The organism is Peribacillus sp. YIM B13477 (assembly GCF_042787955.1).
In the GTDB taxonomy this organism is placed as follows: Bacteria; Bacillota; Bacilli; order Bacillales; family DSM-1321; genus Peribacillus; species Peribacillus frigoritolerans.
Map to the genome: position 1 here is coordinate 213,720 of NZ_JBHZPD010000008.1, position 16,562 is coordinate 230,281.

Consider the following 16,562-nt stretch of genomic DNA (forward strand, 5'->3'; position numbering starts at 1 on the left):
CGGCTTTAAGAAAGATTAAATAAAGTGGTGCCTGCTATATCATTTCTATACTAAATAGGGAGTGTAATAAGCATCTTGCATAAAATTTCGACTATTAGTAGTGTAGGGGGAAATGGAATGGCAAACAAAGATTTGAATAGGGACTTAAAAGGTCGTCATATTCAGATGATCGCTTTGGGCGGAACGATTGGTGTCGGTTTATTCATGGGTTCAGCCAGCACGATTCAATGGACAGGTCCGTCTGTAATGTTAGCTTATGCGATTTCTGGTTTATTTATATTCTTGATCATGCGCGCAATGGGGGAAATGTTGTACTTAGAGCCAAGTACAGGTTCATTTGCAACATTTGGTTATAAGTACATTCATCCATTGGCAGGGTATATGACAGCTTGGAGTAACTGGTTCCAGTGGGTTATCGTCGGGATGGCAGAAATTATTGCAGTGGGGACGTACATGCAGTATTGGTACCCTGATCTCCCTGCTTGGATTCCAGGTTTAATTGCAATGGTGATTCTTGGAGCAGCGAACTTAATTTCCGTTAAATCCTTTGGGGAAATTGAATTTTGGTTTGCACTGATTAAAATCGTAACGATTATTTTAATGATCGTTGCAGGTTTTGGACTGATTTTCTTTGGGATCGGTAACGGTGGGGAAGCCTTAGGGTTATCGAATCTTTGGGAACATGGCGGTTTATTTACAGGCGGCTGGAAGGGCTTCTTCTTTGCTCTCTCACTGGTGGTTGCCGCTTATCAAGGTGTAGAATTAATCGGGATTACGGCTGGTGAAGCAAAAGATCCGCAAAAAACGATAACCAAAGCGATTCAAAGTACCATTTGGCGTATTTTAATCTTCTATATCGGTGCGATCTTCATTATTGTAACCGTTTACCCTTGGGATCAATTAAGTTCGATTGGCAGTCCATTTGTTGCGACCTTTGCGAAGGTTGGTATCACGGCAGCAGCCGGAATCATTAATTTTGTCGTTATCACGGCTGCAATGTCTGGCTGCAATAGTGGTATTTACAGTGCAGGACGCATGCTTTACACATTAGGGATGAATGGACAAGCGCCAAAGTTCTTTGCAAAAGTATCTAATAGCGGTGTCCCTTTATTCGGTACGTTCGGAGTGATCGTCGGTTTAGCGATTGGGGTTGTTTTAAGTTATATTGCACCAGAAAATTTATTTGTGCATGTATACAGTGCGAGTGTACTTCCTGGAATGATTCCATGGTTTGTCATTCTGATCAGTCAAATTAAATTCAGGAAGGTCAAAAAAGCTGAAATGCACAATCATCCATTCAAGATGCCGTTTGCACCTGTTACAAACTACCTGACCATCGCTTTCTTGATCATGGTATTGATCGGTATGTGGTTTAATGATGACACACGTATATCTCTTATGGTTGGAATAGGTTTTCTGGCTATCGTAGCAATCAGTTATTTCGCTTTTGGAATAGACAAGCGTGTACAGGCAAATGCTCAAACAGAGGCTAAGAAGGAGGACAAAGTGGGTTAATCCATCACTCACTTTGCGTTTTGCAAAGGGTTGCTGCGGCAGCCCTTTTCCAATGAAATTAATGATAAAATGGATTAAAATGATTTGCTTCATTGTGAAGGGGGAACTTTTTATGTTTGGACTTGAAATTCAGAAGAAAAGGAGAAATTGACAATGACCATTTCAAAGAAGAATTTGAGGACTTGCGAAAAGGGACACAAATACTATAAATCCAGCGACTGTCCGACCTGCCCTGTATGTGAGCTGGAACGAAAACCTGATACAGGATTCCTTTCAGTGCTCTCGGCACCTGCCAGACGTGCATTGGAAAGCAATGGGGTAACCTCTTTACAACAGCTATCAGCATATAGTGAAAAAGAGATTTTGAAATTCCACGGTATGGGACCAGCTTCTTTACCGAAACTTAGGGAAGCTTTGGAGATAGGTGGATTATCATTCAAAGCTTAATCAATTTAGTGAATAAGGGATCAGGAACATCTTTTTTATAGACATCATCCTTGTTAAACTGATAGTAACTCTAAAAAGTGAGGTAACGAAAAATCATGAGTTCCTATACTCCCTATTTTGAATTCAATCGAAAAAAGTGGGCATCTTTGCGAAACCATACCCCTCTTCCTTTAACTGAAGAAGAATTGGATAACTTAAAAGGAATAAATGAAGAAATATCCATTCAGGAAGTGGAAGAGGTTTATTTGCCCTTGACCCGTTTGATCAATTTACATGTTGAGGCATCACAGCAGCTTAACACAGCCACTTCTTCATTTCTAAAAACTGATGCTAAAAAAGTACCTTATATCATTGGGATTGCAGGGAGTGTAGCTGTAGGAAAGAGTACGACTGCAAGGTTGCTTCAGACTTTATTATCCAGATGGGATAATCACAGAAACGTAGGTCTTGTCACTACCGACGGTTTTTTGTACCCAAATGATCTTTTAGAAGAAAAAGGATTGATGAAAAGAAAAGGGTTTCCTGAAAGTTATGATACCCAAAAATTAATCAATCTTATCGGAGATGTAAAAGCGGGAAAAAATAAAGTGGAAGTTCCAATCTACTCACATTTGAAGTATGACATTTTGCCAAATGAAGTGCAGACGATCTGTAATCCGGATATTTTAATAGTGGAAGGTGTTAATGTTCTTCAAGTTGACAAGGAAAATCAAGTATTCGTCAGTGACTTTTTTGATTTCTCACTCTATGTAGATGCAGATGTTAACGACATAGAGCGGTGGTATGTCGAAAGGTTCCTTTTACTTCAAAAGACTGCATTTCAAAGTCCCGAATCCTATTTCCATCGTTATATTGACTTTTCTAAAGAACAGGCCATAAAAAAAGCGACTCGAATTTGGGAAGAAATTAATTTGAAAAATTTACATGAAAATATACTGCCGACAAAAGGACGGGCAAAACTCATCTTGAAAAAAGGGTCGGAACATAAAGTTGAAAATATCTTTTTGCGAAAATAAGAGAAATAATGTTTTTTTGTAATAGCAATAAGTTAAGAAATTATATTAATGAGGGACTATGAGATAAGTCTTAAAATTAAGAATATTATCGATGATATTACCTTATATTGGTTTAATTTTCAGTAATTATTGGTATTGTTATAATATCTAATAATTGGGTGGAATTTATGATACTAGTTAAAAAGTTAAGAGTTTAGCAATTTTAGGAAGGCCCTAGTTTTTTAGGGAAATGGTTACAGAAAATTCTAATTTCCCTTCTGTTTTTGTCAATAAATGTGTATTTTCCTGGCTTTTTCGAATCTGTCAATATTATTTCACTAACAGTTTCTTCCTTCAATGATGGGGAGTTGCTGAAGAAATCTTTTAATGCGACTATCGGGGCGGATTAGTTTAAGCTAATTTCTTTTCAAAATCAACATTTTAACAAAAAAAGTAATAGTAGAATATTTTAATCTATGAAATAATAATAATAGATTATGATATAGTTATAAGGAGACAGAAAAGGTGTGTTCCTAGTTCGTGCCGGGCTTTTTTTGACACCTAAGCAGGAGCGCCTACATCTTTTTTGCAAATATAGGGGATAAGGAAGGTTATAATGAGCAACATACAGAAACAAACAGACGTTATCTTAATTGGCGGCGGAGTCATGAGCGCGACTTTGGGATCATTACTGAAAGAGTTAGCACCGGAATGGGAAATCAAAGTATTTGAGAAGCTTGCAAACGCAGGAGAAGAAAGCTCTAACGAATGGAATAATGCGGGTACGGGACATTCTGCACTGTGCGAGCTTAACTATACATCCGAAAAAGCTGACGGATCTATAGATATTAGCAAAGCAATTAAAATAAATGAACAGTTCCAAGTTTCATTGCAGTTTTGGTCGTATCTTGTAAACTGTAAGCTGATTGATAATCCGCAAGACTTTATCATGCCATTGCCTCATATGAGTATGGTGCAAGGGGATAACAATGTAGCGTTCTTAAAGAAACGTTTTGAAGCGCTGTCCAAAAATCCTCTGTTCCAAGGTATGGAGTATTCCGATGACCCAGCAAAACTGATGGAATGGATTCCACTTATTATGCAAGACCGTCCATCGAATGAATCTATAGCGGCAACAAAAATTGATTACGGTACAGACGTTAACTTCGGTGCTCTGACACGCATGTTGTTTGACCACTTAAAGGCTCAAAACGTCGATATCAAATATAAACATAGTGTTGATAATGTTAAACGTGCCAGTGATGGCTCATGGGAATTAAAAGTGCGTAATGTCGATACCGGTAGCGTAGAACGTCATAATGCTAAATTCGTCTTTATCGGAGGCGGGGGCGGAAGCTTGCATTTACTGCAAAAATCCGGCATTCCTGAAGGGAAACATATCGGAGGATTCCCGGTAAGTGGATACTTCATGGTATGTAATAATCCGGAAGTTGTTGCACAGCATCATGGGAAGGTATACGGAAAAGCTAAAGTTGGTGCACCACCAATGTCTGTTCCGCATCTTGATACACGTTTTATCGACAATAAAAAATCGTTGCTATTTGGACCATTTGCGGGCTTCTCACCGAAGTTCTTAAAAACAGGTTCAATGTTCGATTTAATAACTTCCGTAAAACCGAATAATGTTTTAACTATGTTGGCGGCAGGTGCAAAAGAGATGCCATTGACAAAATACTTGATCCAGCAAGTTATGTTATCGAAAGAACAGCGCATGGAAGAGTTACGAGAGTTCATCCCGAACGCTAAGAGCGAGGATTGGGATTTAGTAGTAGCTGGCCAACGTGTACAAGTTATCAAAGATACTGCTGAAGGCGGCAAAGGTACACTTCAATTTGGTACGGAAGTTGTAAGTGCATCCGATGGCTCTATTGCAGCATTGCTAGGTGCTTCTCCAGGGGCTTCTACTGCTGTTCACGTTATGCTTGAGGTAATTAATAAATGCTTCCCGCAACGCATGAAAGAGTGGGAACCGAAAATTAAAGAAATGATTCCTTCTTATGGAGAGTCACTAATGGAAAATACAGAGCTTTTGCACGAAATTCAAACTTCAACATCAGAGACGCTTGGTCTGAGCAAAAAAAAAGAGCTAGTTTATAGTTAATTTTTGGATATCGAAGCATCATTGAAATTAAAAACAACAGAACCTTTAATCGATCTTTGATTGAAGGTTCTTTTTTTTGTTTTAAAGCTTATTCAATTTAGGAGCATATTTGCAGGCAAACTTGAAGAAAATTGAGTTTATGGCATGTGCAATTTGGACGTTGATGGAACGAGAGGCACTCGCTTTCCGCAGGCGGTCCGCCCTCGGCTTGCGCCTGCGGGGTCTCCCCTAGACTCGCTTTTCTAAGCAGGAGGCCCGAACACCCGCTCCAATCAACTTAGTTTTAACTTTAGATAAAACCCTTTTGCCTACAAACTGAGGGATGCTATTATAGCATCCCTAAAGATTTCTGATTCTAATGTATTTTTGAATTTATTTTGGAAATGGTCTCTTTATCGCAAATAATGAAAAGCTGTGCATCATCAGGAATTCGTGCATCTAATTTTTGGTTTATGTTAAGATCACCACGATCTGCTACCAGTGTGGCCCCTTTATCAAGAAGGTCCATGAATGCATCACGATAGGTTCGCCATTCATCTTGTTTAGAAATCTCATACATCGCCTCTTCGTACTTTGAGCTCATGAGTTCTGAATACATGTGAGTGACTCCATGAGAAAATAATGATCGTACTGCTGCGTGGGAGATCATTTCTTGTGTAGGAATAAACTCATCCACCTTTACGCGCTCAAATAAACGAATATGCTTTTGATTGATTACCTCAGCGGTGACGTGTATTGCCGTATTGGTTATTTCTTCAATGGACGTTATGGCAGTGGCAACTAATAATGTCTTTCCATCGACAAGTAACGGATCCTTTGTAGCATAATTATCTTGTGTTATTTGGTCAGCAAAAATGATAACGCCTTTTGCTTTAGGCAGATTTGCACGGAGCAATGTTTCTTCATCGGTGGCATCCCCGCGAACATAAAACAGACGCTCCTCCATCATGGGGGATTTTTCCAGGCTATCAATTATAACAATATCAATGGTTTCATCAGATTTATAAATCTCTTGAATTGCTGATTTTGACTTTTCACTCCATCCAATCAGAATGATATGATTTTTACCTGTATATTTCATTTTTCCACCAACTTTACGTTTTTCGATAAGATATACAGATTTAATGATTTTTCCAATAAAAAGACTAACAAGCCCAATACCCGTTATGTATAGACCGATGGTAAATGCTTTTCCAAGATCGGTGACCGGTGCATAGTCACCAAAACCAACCGTAGCAAGCGTTGTAAGAACCCAGTAAACTGAAGTTAAATATGATTCGAACGTCTGTGGCTCTATAGAAAAAGCAATATATGCTGCAACTAATATGTATAAAATGGCAAATGGTATAAAGATTTTCCCTCTTAATTTAATCAGGTAATATATTATTTTTTTTACCTTAATTCTCATCATATCCATCCTAGTTATAAAGTCATCGTCGATTGAATTTATATTTCCCCGATTTAACAGATAATTAAACGTAAGTGTAAGAACTATTTATTCCCAAGTTGGGAGCAAAAAAGCATATAAAAGAAAGCTTGGTTGGATGTGTGACGTTCAGCTCTGTTTCTTATGCACAAAAGGGGCAGGAACACTGAGTTTTATCTGCCCAAGCTTAATAGACCACTCATTCAGTTAGTTTTTCGTACCAAAACTATAGATTCTGCTCTTAAATTTCGCTCTAATTTTAATATGGATTATAAAAAGGACAATAATAGATGAATTTTAGAATATAAATTATAAAATAATCATCAAAAAGTAAAATTATTATTAGAATTTTCAGTATACAATGAATGTTAAATAATGAGGAGGACAACCAAAATGAAAGCGGATACAAGTGAAAGAGTAAAGATATTAAAAAAAGAACAGGATTGCATATAAAAGTCTCGCAACAAGTGGCGGTGCTTCGCATGTTAATGAACAATATTGCCGGGTTGCAGTTGTGCACCGGTACACGGGGGATTGGAAAGCGGCACATAGCTGGGGTGTTTTGCTGCTGGAAGAAGGTGAAACTTTACGTGATTGGATGTGGGCATGACGCCAGGATTTACCAAGAAGGCAATTAAATTAAAGGGGGAATGATTATGGAATCACCAAATGTTGCGACAAATACGAAACAAGAGGAGCCGCAGATTCAATCTACTACGAATGTACTGAAGTTTATTATATACAGTTTAATAGGAAGTTTTATGTTTTTTATTCCCATTACCATAAATGGTGTTTCAAGCATACCAATTGATCATATAGTAACATGGATCAAAGTAACCTTGCCGACAGCCGTTCCTATTTATGCTCTTATTGTCATTCTATTAGGAGCTGTTTATCCATTTATTTCAAAAAGTTGGAGCAAAGATAAGGTATCAATCGTTTTTTCTTCATTAAAAGTATTAGGTGCTGTTGTTGCGATCTTAATATATTTCAAGATCGGACCCGAATGGTTAATGGCCCCAAGTATGGGTCCTTTCCTTTTCGAAAAACTTGTCATACCTGTAGGTCTTGTCGTTCCTTTTGGCGCTCTATTTTTGGCGCTGCTCATTGGATACGGGCTTCTCGAATTTTTAGGTGTACTGATGCAGCCGATCATGAGGCCGATATTTAAAACTCCGGGGCGTTCAGCTGTTGATATGGTTGCTGATTTAGCAGGTAGCTATTCCATTGGTATGCTTATTACGAATCGACTATATAAAGAAGGAAAATACACCCTTAAAGAAGCAGCTATTATTGCAACTGGCTTTTCAACGGTTTCAGCAACGTTCATGATCGTTGTAGCAAAAACCCTCGGGCTTATGGACCTATGGTCGCTTTTCTTTTGGGTTTCTTTAGGAATCACGTACCTTGTCACTGCCATTACCGTACGTATTTGGCCATTAAATAAAATGAGCGACGAATATTATTCGGATAATGCGGATCCAGAAGAAGTTATCAAAGAAGGACTTTTCCGAAATGCCTGGAACAGTGCGATGGTAGGAGCAAATAATTCCATAAGTCTTGGCAGAAATTTATGGGAAAACTTAAAGGACGGTTTTCTTATGACAATGAGCATTCTGCCTTCCATTTTATCTGTTGGTCTCATCAGCCTTGTATTAGCGGAGTACACTCCAGTATTTAATTTACTTGGCTATCTTTTTTACCCATTTACCTGGGCATTGCAAATACCTGAACCATTTTTGGCTGCAAAAGCTTCAGCTATAGGAATTGCAGAAATGTTCCTGCCGGCGCTTCTTGTAGTTGATGCACCTCTGGTAACTAAGTTCATCATTGCCGTGGTTTCTGTTTCATCCATATTGTTCTTTTCAGCGACGATACCTTGTATCCTATCAACAGAAATCCCGATCAGTATTACGAAGTTGGTTGTAATTTGGTTTGAACGGACGCTCATCACGTTAATTATTACGGCACCCATCGCGATATTGCTGCTTTAGTGCAAATCAATGAATCTTAATTCGATCACAAATCGAGCGGATTCGTTCGTATTATAAGGTCGACCAGTAAAAAAAATTACTGGTTGGCCTTTTTTTGATAGAAGTAGACATGGTAGGGCGCGGGACATTTTGAAGCAGGGGGAGTGGAGGCGGAAAAACAATTCCTATATTCTAGTTTAAAAGCATCCAAAAGTTAATTGATTTAGTTTTTTTCTTATCCAACTAATGGAGTATCTCCTATTAGGGATGACCAAAGGAACCCTGGTGAATAACACCCTCCAATGGTCTTGTTTTACAGGTATTGATGACATGATCGGCTATTTTTATCGAGAAGGATCCCATAGCCTTTTTGTGTTTTCCATCACTGTAACAATATTAGGAAAAACATCCATATAAATTATTTAAAGAAAATAATTTATATTCCGAAAATTCATATTATATCACTTTGTTCTTATGCTATATTATAGGGAGAATTATTTATTATCACGTATAATCTAAGAATTGGAGTGATTTGAATGAAGAAACTTGGTTTATTGAGTATGTTTTTGATTTTAACCATCTTTATCTCGGCTTGTGGAACCAATGAAGGAAAAAATGCAGGTGAGGAAAAGAAACCTGAAAAGGTATATAAAGTTGGTGTGGATACGACTTATCCTCCTTTTGAATTTAAAGAGGGGAACGACTATAAAGGTATCGATATCGAATTGATCAATGCAATCGCGAAAGACCAGGATTTCAAAATCAAATTGTCTCCAATGGATTTCGGTGGAATCATTCCGGCTATGCAAGCCAATCAGCTTGATGTGGCCATTGCAGGAATGAGCATTACAGAGGAAAGAAAAAAGGTAGTGGATTTCTCAACACCGTATTTTGATGCAGGGTTAACAATAGTTGTTAAGAAAGATAATACAAGCACTAAAACCGTTAAGGATCTTAAAGGAAAAACCATAGCAGTGAAAAAAGGAACAACAGGTGCTAAATATGCACAGGATAATGCTACGGAACTAGGAATCAAAGTTGTTCAATTCAATGATAGTCCAGCGATGTTCCAGGAAGTGGCCAACGGTAATGCGGATGCCCTTATAGAAGATTATCCTGTCATCTCATATGCAATCGCCCAAAAAGATCTTGGGTTGAAAATCGTAGGTGACCGTTTGAATGGTGACCAATATGGAATAGCTGTATTGAAAGGGCAAAACGGGGATTTATTGAAAAAAATAAATGATGGTCTTGCCAATCTTAAAAAAGACGGCACATATGATGAAATTATAAAAACGTATCTTGGTGAATAAGGTTAATAAACAATAGATTAAAGCTCATTAGGCGCGCTTATGGCGCGCTTTCTTTTTCAAAGGGGTGAAAGAAATGGATATAATTGTTGCGGCGTTGCCACTTTTATTAAAAGGACTTCAGGTGACACTTTATATCTTTGTGATTGCCATTATCCTAGGTTTTTTGATTGGTTTACTTGTCGCTTTGCTGCGACTTGCCCCCATCAAAATCTTGAACTGGATTGCAAAGGTTTATGTGGATGCAATACGAGGGACACCGTTCATCGTTCAGTTATTTTTTATCTATTTTGGTGTGAATTCATTGAATTTGATTTCTTTGGACAGTACAACAGCTGGAATAATTACCGTTGCGATCAATGCAGGGGCATATTTTGCTGAAATAATAAGGGCGGGGATACAATCAATCGATAAAGGGCAAACGGAGGCGGCAAGATCCATCGGGTTCACTGGAGCTCAAACAATGAGATATGTCGTGCTTCCGCAAGCCTTTAGAAGGATGCTCCCTACCATTACGAATCAATCGATCATCAGCTTGAAGGACACTTCTCTATTATCCGTAATTGGTATAGCCGATTTAACCCAGCAAGGTCAGATTCAAGCTTCGGCAACCTTTGAAGCATTCAAGGTTTGGATGGCCGTAGGTGTAATTTACTTTATCATCATCTATTTGTTAACCCTAATTGCTAATTTCATAGAAAGGAGGGTACAAGTTCGATGAGCATCATTACAGTAAAAAACCTAAGAAAATCATTTGGAACTGTCGAGGTTTTAAAAGATATAAATGCAGAAGTGCAGGAAAAGGAAGTAATTTGCGTAATAGGCCCTTCTGGATCTGGAAAGAGTACATTCCTGCGTTGCCTGAACCTCCTTGAGGAAGTTACGGGCGGCGAGGTGGTCATTAACGGACATGATATTACCGATCCTAAAAGGAAAATCAATATAAACAAAGTCCGGCAAGAGGTTGGAATGGTTTTTCAACATTTCAATCTATTTCCACATAAGACCGTTTTGGAGAACATAACCTTGGGCCCTATTAAAATTCGTGCCACCGATAAAGCGGAAGCAGGAAGATCAGCGCTTGAGTTATTGGATAAGGTTGGTCTAAAGGAAAAAGCAAATAGCTATCCGGGGGAACTTTCCGGCGGACAAAAACAGCGGGTCGCCATCGCAAGGGCATTGGCGATGAATCCGAAGATCATGCTATTTGATGAACCGACATCTGCCCTTGACCCTGAAATGGTCGGTGATGTTTTGGAGGTAATGAAACAACTTGCTAAAGAAGGAATGACAATGGTCGTCGTTACGCATGAAATGGGCTTTGCTCGGGAAGTCGGGGACCGGGTGATATTCATGGATGGAGGGTATATCGTGGAAGAAAATGAGCCGAATGAATTATTCGGTAACCCTCAGCACGAAAGAACCAAAGCATTCTTGAGCAAAGTGCTTTAACGGGATGTTTTTAAGATCGTAAATCATGAATGAAGTTGTGCATAAAGTGTGGACAAAGCAATGCGGGAAATGAGGGGAAACCCCAAACGCATGAGCCTTTCCCTCCTCTTTGTGCATAACTTTTTTTGTTTTTAGAGCAGGAACCTATCAGTCAGGAGTTGTTTTTATTCATATCAGCTTCAATCGGGCAAACGTCACAGAAAAGGAACCTATGCATTCAACACATGCATAGGTTTCTTTTTTTTATTTGGCACCGTAACTAATCAAGTTCGTCATGATTCGATATCCGCCTGGAACCTGGCCTTGAATTTGCCTGTATAGGACAAGGTTGGTGTAGAGGTAGGTGCCATTACCGTATTTAGCCATAAGGATACCGCCATCAAACGGTTCTTCATTCGGATCAGCCATGGAAATGAATGTTTCATACCGTTCATCCCATTCCATTGGGAAATACAATCCTCTTTCTTGGACCCAATTGCTCCAGTCATCACTTGTTATTTTATTTGGATAAGTAAAAAGCGCCGATTCTGGTTTCGACACGTTTACTGTGGCTCTTTCATCGGTTACCCGCCAGCGAATCGAAGGATTCCCGAGGGTAAGAGGATATGGAGCTGTCTTCAATGCATCCCATCCATCACCTGGTTTATGGTATTGCACGACGAGATGTCCGCCGTTTTCCACATACTCAAGTAAGCGCGCGTTATATGCCTTTAAATCTTCCCTCGATAGATAGGCACGGATGCCTGTAACGATCGTGTCATATTGACTTAAATCACCTTCAGCTAAATCAGCTTCAGTTAACTTCGTAATGTTCAGCCCTGCATTGCTTAAATAATCTGCCACTTTATCGAATCCGCTTTCAATGTACCCCACTTTTAATGAAGCTGGCTTCAAAAGCTCAAATGCAACGGTATTGATAGCTGCTGGGTATTGGTAATAGAATGTTCCGATATGGTCATAGGAAATCTCCTGTATGGTCGAATCAAAGGTTTTCCCATTGACAGTGGCAGCAGCCTTCACCTGATATTCGCCTTTTTGGATGGCCTTCGGCGGTCTGAGGGTGAACTTCACTTGTTTTTCTTCTGACTTTTCATTAAATGATACAGTGGCATTTTGGGGATGAACTCCCCAATTTTCAGGGACTTTTAAAGCGACCTTTGCTGATGCTTTTCCTTCTGTATAGTTTTTCAAGGTCACCGCCACTGGGATTTCCTCTTTTACATCTGCTGTATTTACGACGATATCTTCAGGAGATAAGGTAAGGGCAACGTCGGGAAGGACGGCGATCGTTCCATCCAATTCTTCCTTGATGGAAGTTTTTGTGCTCCCGTATTTATAAGAAATGCTGGCTGTAATGGTTGATTCATCATAGGCATGGTAATAAGCTGCATCTTCAGGGACTTCAACCAGGTAGGTCATTGTCGCTGATTTATTAGGTGCCAGATTGACATCTTTTGATTTTATTTTTGTCTTCCATCCTTTAGGCACGTTCAATGCAGCAGCGACTTTTTTCAATGTTTGTTTCCCGTTATTCTTCATGGTTATGGTTACGTACGTATTTTGACCTTTCGTAAGAATCTTTGAAGCTACTTCAGCCTGAACCTCGAGCCCTGAGGAGACAAAACTGACGTTTTGCAATTGCTCTTCTTTTAATGAGAGCTTATGAAGCAAGTCGTTTTGGATGGCAGGGCTTAGCATTGCCTTTTTGACTTGCGCAGTCATTGAACGAACATTGGAAAGAGCTTTTTGGGATGTTGAAAAAACACGTTTAGCATGGGGATAAGACTCAATAACAGCGTCCAGATTCCGTTGCAGGTACCTAAATTCACCTTTTAATTTTGAAGCTGAGCTAGGGAGTTTTTCAGCCCATTCAGTAAAATTGTAAGGCACACCTGCAAAAAGGTCCGACTCGCTTTTTGTATCAACTGCGCTTTGCTTCAAATCCAAATGGATTTGGCGTGGTGCTGCAGGGATATCAGAACCCATGCCTTGGCTTTTGTGCAGATAGCGGGATTGTTCTCCAAGCTGTGGGTAAGTCATTTTGTATATTGGGTCATATTTACCGATTTCTATCGAAGTGGTTGCTTGATTTGCCGAGGAAACGGGCAAATATAACTTTTTCACTTGCCATACCGATAGACCTTGTTTCAATTGTTGTGGAAACACAGTTGGGTCGGCGGCATCAGTAAAGGCACGTTCACTTAGGATTGTCATTGTTCGATGATGTCCATGCTGGGTATCATCATTTTGAAAGGATGGCATCAATATATCTGGCTGATACGTCCGAATAAAGCGGATAAGCCGTTCATATGTGAGTTCCTCGCCCCACTTTTGTAATGTTTCCTCTGGTGTTTTAGAGAAACCGAAATCATAAATGGGATCAGAGGTGGTTTCGCTTAGATGATAGGCTTTAACCCCGGTGATTTTTGCAGCTTCTATCATTTCCCTCGAACGGATGATTCCAAGAGCGTTGTCCAGTTCATCCCCAATTTCATTTTGTCCTCCCTCACCACGGTTTGCAATCAGGCTGGATGTTTTCACCCCTAACCCTCTCGATAGATAAGCGAGAAAGTCACTGCGTTCATCATCGGGATGGGCACCGCTGTTCAAGAATGTCACAGTCGTTTCGAGCGGCTTGACCGAATTCCATAATTCGACGTTGGTTTCATCAGGATTTGCAGCGCTGCCTCCAAGCGGCAATGATGCAAAAACCAACAAAAGGGAAAACAACGATAACAAAGCTTTTTTCATTCTTCTTTTAACCCCCTTCAACTTTTATAAAACACCTAAAAAAAATGTAGGTTAGTAATGTTTTCTAACTAACCAGATAAAAAACCTATCTAATAAATAGCACTAATGGTTATAAATGTAAATAATTCGAAGTAACTATTAAAAAATGAACATTTTAAATGTTCCGAAAAATACTTGTGCGTTGAAATTATTTAAGTTATATTTTTACTTAATTAGGAAGATTTACTAACTAAATGATGTAAGGCCGTGATGTGATGAGTTTTAAAAGGACACCCAGTCATCAAAAATATGTAAATAAAAAAAGGATCATTCAATGCATCCAAGAATGTTCACCCATTTCAAGAGCTGAAATCGCCGTTAAGCTTCAGCTAAGTAAACCAACTGTTTCTCAGGCTGTGGATGAACTTATACAGGAGAAATGGGTATTCGAGAAAGGAATAGGAGTATCCTCATCTCAAGGCGGGAGGAGGCCCATCCAGCTCTTTTTTAATGAAAAGGCTGCCTATATCATCGGTGTCGATATAGGCGGGACGAAAGTGAAAATCGTTTTAAGCGATTTAAGTGGTAACATCCTTGCTGACACTAGTTTTTCAACAAACACTTATTTAAATTCAGGGCTGCTTAAACAAATGGCGATTGAAACGGAGCGGTTAATTGCAAAGAATCAGATTGCGAAGGAAAGGATATTGGGGATGGGAGTCGGGATCCCTGGCATTACGCAAACGGCAAGCGGATTAGTAATAGAGGCACCGAGTTTAGGCTGGGTACAATATCCATTTATAGCAGAAGCGAAGCGTTATTTTGATTTCCCCATCTTTCTGGACAATGATGTAAACGCGGCTGCACTAGGTGAACAGTGGCTGGGTAATGCACAAAATAAGCGGAATTTACTGTTCATTGCGGTTGGCACGGGAATCGGAAGCGGCATCATCTTGAATAACCAGTTATATAGAGGAGCTTCCAGTGCCGCTGGGGAAATGGGATATATGGTGACGGACAAAGAGGATATAAAACGTGAATTCAAGCCGATTTTCCAGAGATACGGCTATTTGGAAAGTGTCGCTGGAGGCAAGTCGATTGGCGGTCATTTTACCAGGGAGGTCCTCAAGGATCCTCACCATTTTTTATTCGAACGGGCCAAATCTTCCGAACTATCGGGGGAAGATGCTTTTTTGGCAGCAAAAAAAGGAGACACTGCAGCTATGGCCATCATAAATGAAGCCATCGAACATTTAGCCTGCGGAATTGTCAATGCGGCTAGTTTGCTAAATCCGGAAGTGATCATTTTAGGGGGTGGTGTATTAAATTCTGCTGAATACATTTTACCTAGAATTCGGGAGGTCGTTGATCGATATCTTCCAAGTTTAGTAGAAATGAAAACTTCACAACTGGGAGAAAACGCAGGGGTGCTTGGAGCGGTTTCCCTATTTTTAAGGGAACATGATGGCATTTTGAATTTTCGTGATGAGGGGGAATATTAATGCATAAAAGGAAAAAGATGCTTGTTTCAGTACTTACCTTATCGGCAGCACTATTAATTTCAGGATGTAACGGTACAGATACGAAAACGAATTCGGATGCTGGCGAAAAGGGTGAGCTGGAAGATAAAATCGTGGTTTATTCACCACATGGCAAAGATATTTTATCAAAATTCGAAAAGCAATTCGAAGATAAGTATGGTATTGATGTTGAGTGGCTTGATATGGGGTCTCAGGAAATCCTTGACCGTGTTCGTTCAGAGAAAAGTAATCCGCAGGCAGACGTTTGGTGGGGTGCACCTTCCACGTACTTCAATCAAGCAAAGGATGATGGGCTGCTGGCCGCTTATAAGCCTAGCTATTCCGATAGTCTCGATGAAGGATTCCGCGATCCGGAATGGTATTGGACAGGAACGAGCCAGACACCGGAAGTCATCATGTATAACAGCAAAGAATTATCAAAAGACGAGGTACCGAAAGATTGGGATGAGCTGCTTGATCCGAAATGGAAAGACGAAATCATCATCCGCTATCCGTTAGCCTCAGGAACGATGAGGACAATTTTTTCTGCGATGATCTATCGTACGTATAAGGATACAAATGATCCGAAAGAAGGGTATGACTGGTTAAAGAAGCTCGACCAAAACACGAAGGAATATTCAGCGAATCCGGAAATGATGTATAACAAGGTAGCCAAAGGAGAGGGCTCACTTTCCGTTTGGGCAATGCCGGATGTCGTCATGCTGAAAGAAAATAAAAATTATCCATTTGAGTTCGTCATTCCAGAAAGCGGAACGCCAGTATTGACAGAAGGTATCGCCATCGTTGAAGGTGCCAAGCATCCAAAAGCGGCTGAAGCCTTTTATGAGTTCGTGAATTCACAAGAAGCCGCAAAAACTTTGGCAGAAGAATTTTACAGGATTCCGACCAGAAGTGATGTGAAGGGTTTACCTAAATGGATCACGGAAACGGAAATTAAAGCGATGGATATTGATTGGAATGCATTCCAGGAAAAAGGTGACGAGTGGATGAAATACTGGGACGAAAATATTAAAAGTGGAGATAAAGAAATTAAAGAATAAGGAAGTGTCGT

Annotated in this window: 12 protein-coding genes; 10 read left to right on the forward strand and 2 right to left on the reverse strand. The window is 39.7% G+C overall.

What is annotated here, in order from left to right:
• Positions 1-117: 117 nt before the first annotated feature.
• The 4 genes from ACFX4H_RS21555 to ACFX4H_RS21570 all read left to right on the forward strand — a co-directional run bounded on the left by ACFX4H_RS21555 (position 118) and on the right by ACFX4H_RS21570 (position 5,079).
• The gene (locus ACFX4H_RS21555) at positions 118-1,515 is read left to right on the forward strand and encodes an amino acid permease (protein ID WP_034305642.1); all 1,398 of its coding nucleotides are present in this window, start codon (positions 118-120) and stop codon (positions 1,513-1,515) included.
• A 153-nt stretch (positions 1,516-1,668) separates the two neighbouring features.
• On the forward strand, positions 1,669-1,962 hold the full coding sequence (locus ACFX4H_RS21560; protein WP_377436172.1) for an RNA polymerase alpha subunit C-terminal domain-containing protein: 294 nt from the start codon (positions 1,669-1,671) through the stop codon (positions 1,960-1,962).
• A 95-nt stretch (positions 1,963-2,057) separates the two neighbouring features.
• Entirely contained in the window at positions 2,058-2,978 is a 921-nt protein-coding gene (gene coaA, locus ACFX4H_RS21565) for a type I pantothenate kinase (protein ID WP_377436173.1), read from the forward strand.
• Between the two features lie 595 nt (positions 2,979-3,573).
• Positions 3,574-5,079, forward strand: coding sequence for a malate:quinone oxidoreductase (locus ACFX4H_RS21570; RefSeq protein WP_034305633.1), 1,506 nt, complete (start codon positions 3,574-3,576; stop codon positions 5,077-5,079).
• Positions 5,080-5,434: 355 nt separating this feature from the next.
• Here ACFX4H_RS21570 and ACFX4H_RS21575 read toward each other — a convergent pair whose 3' ends face one another.
• Positions 5,435-6,490 carry a potassium channel family protein gene (locus tag ACFX4H_RS21575; protein ID WP_377436174.1) on the reverse strand — a complete coding sequence of 352 codons (1,056 nt, stop codon included), beginning with the start codon at positions 6,488-6,490 and terminating at the stop codon, positions 5,435-5,437.
• Between the two features lie 671 nt (positions 6,491-7,161).
• On the opposite strand from ACFX4H_RS21575, the gene ACFX4H_RS21580 reads away from it, so the two are divergent.
• The 4 genes from ACFX4H_RS21580 (at position 7,162) to ACFX4H_RS21595 (ending at position 11,240) form a co-directional block, all read left to right on the forward strand.
• A complete protein-coding gene (locus ACFX4H_RS21580) occupies positions 7,162-8,499 on the forward strand; it encodes a YjiH family protein (RefSeq protein WP_328137172.1) in 1,338 nt (445 codons plus the stop codon).
• Between the two features lie 515 nt (positions 8,500-9,014).
• Complete coding sequence (locus tag ACFX4H_RS21585; RefSeq protein WP_328137171.1) at positions 9,015-9,791, forward strand: transporter substrate-binding domain-containing protein; 777 nt, start codon at positions 9,015-9,017, stop codon at positions 9,789-9,791.
• A gap of 73 nt (positions 9,792-9,864) precedes the next feature.
• The gene (locus tag ACFX4H_RS21590) at positions 9,865-10,509 is read left to right on the forward strand and encodes an amino acid ABC transporter permease (RefSeq protein WP_377436175.1); all 645 of its coding nucleotides are present in this window, start codon (positions 9,865-9,867) and stop codon (positions 10,507-10,509) included.
• Positions 10,506-11,240, forward strand: coding sequence for an amino acid ABC transporter ATP-binding protein (locus ACFX4H_RS21595; RefSeq protein WP_377436176.1), 735 nt, complete (start codon positions 10,506-10,508; stop codon positions 11,238-11,240). The genes ACFX4H_RS21590 and ACFX4H_RS21595 overlap by 4 nt, the downstream gene beginning before the upstream one ends.
• Before the next feature lie 243 nt (positions 11,241-11,483).
• On the opposite strand, the gene ACFX4H_RS21600 is transcribed toward ACFX4H_RS21595, so the two are convergent.
• A complete protein-coding gene (locus ACFX4H_RS21600; protein WP_377436177.1) occupies positions 11,484-13,991 on the reverse strand; it encodes an NEW3 domain-containing protein in 2,508 nt (835 codons plus the stop codon).
• A 254-nt stretch (positions 13,992-14,245) separates the two neighbouring features.
• Here ACFX4H_RS21600 and ACFX4H_RS21605 point away from each other — a divergent pair, with 254 nt between their 5' ends.
• Together ACFX4H_RS21605 and ACFX4H_RS21610 are read left to right on the forward strand one after the other, a co-directional pair.
• Entirely contained in the window at positions 14,246-15,472 is a 1,227-nt protein-coding gene (locus tag ACFX4H_RS21605; RefSeq protein WP_249597495.1) for an ROK family transcriptional regulator, read from the forward strand.
• Positions 15,472-16,551: an extracellular solute-binding protein gene (locus tag ACFX4H_RS21610; protein WP_377436178.1), complete on the forward strand. Its 1,080-nt coding sequence runs from the start codon at positions 15,472-15,474 to the stop codon at positions 16,549-16,551. Before ACFX4H_RS21605 ends, ACFX4H_RS21610 begins: the two co-directional genes overlap by 1 nt.
• Positions 16,552-16,562: the final 11 nt, after the last annotated feature.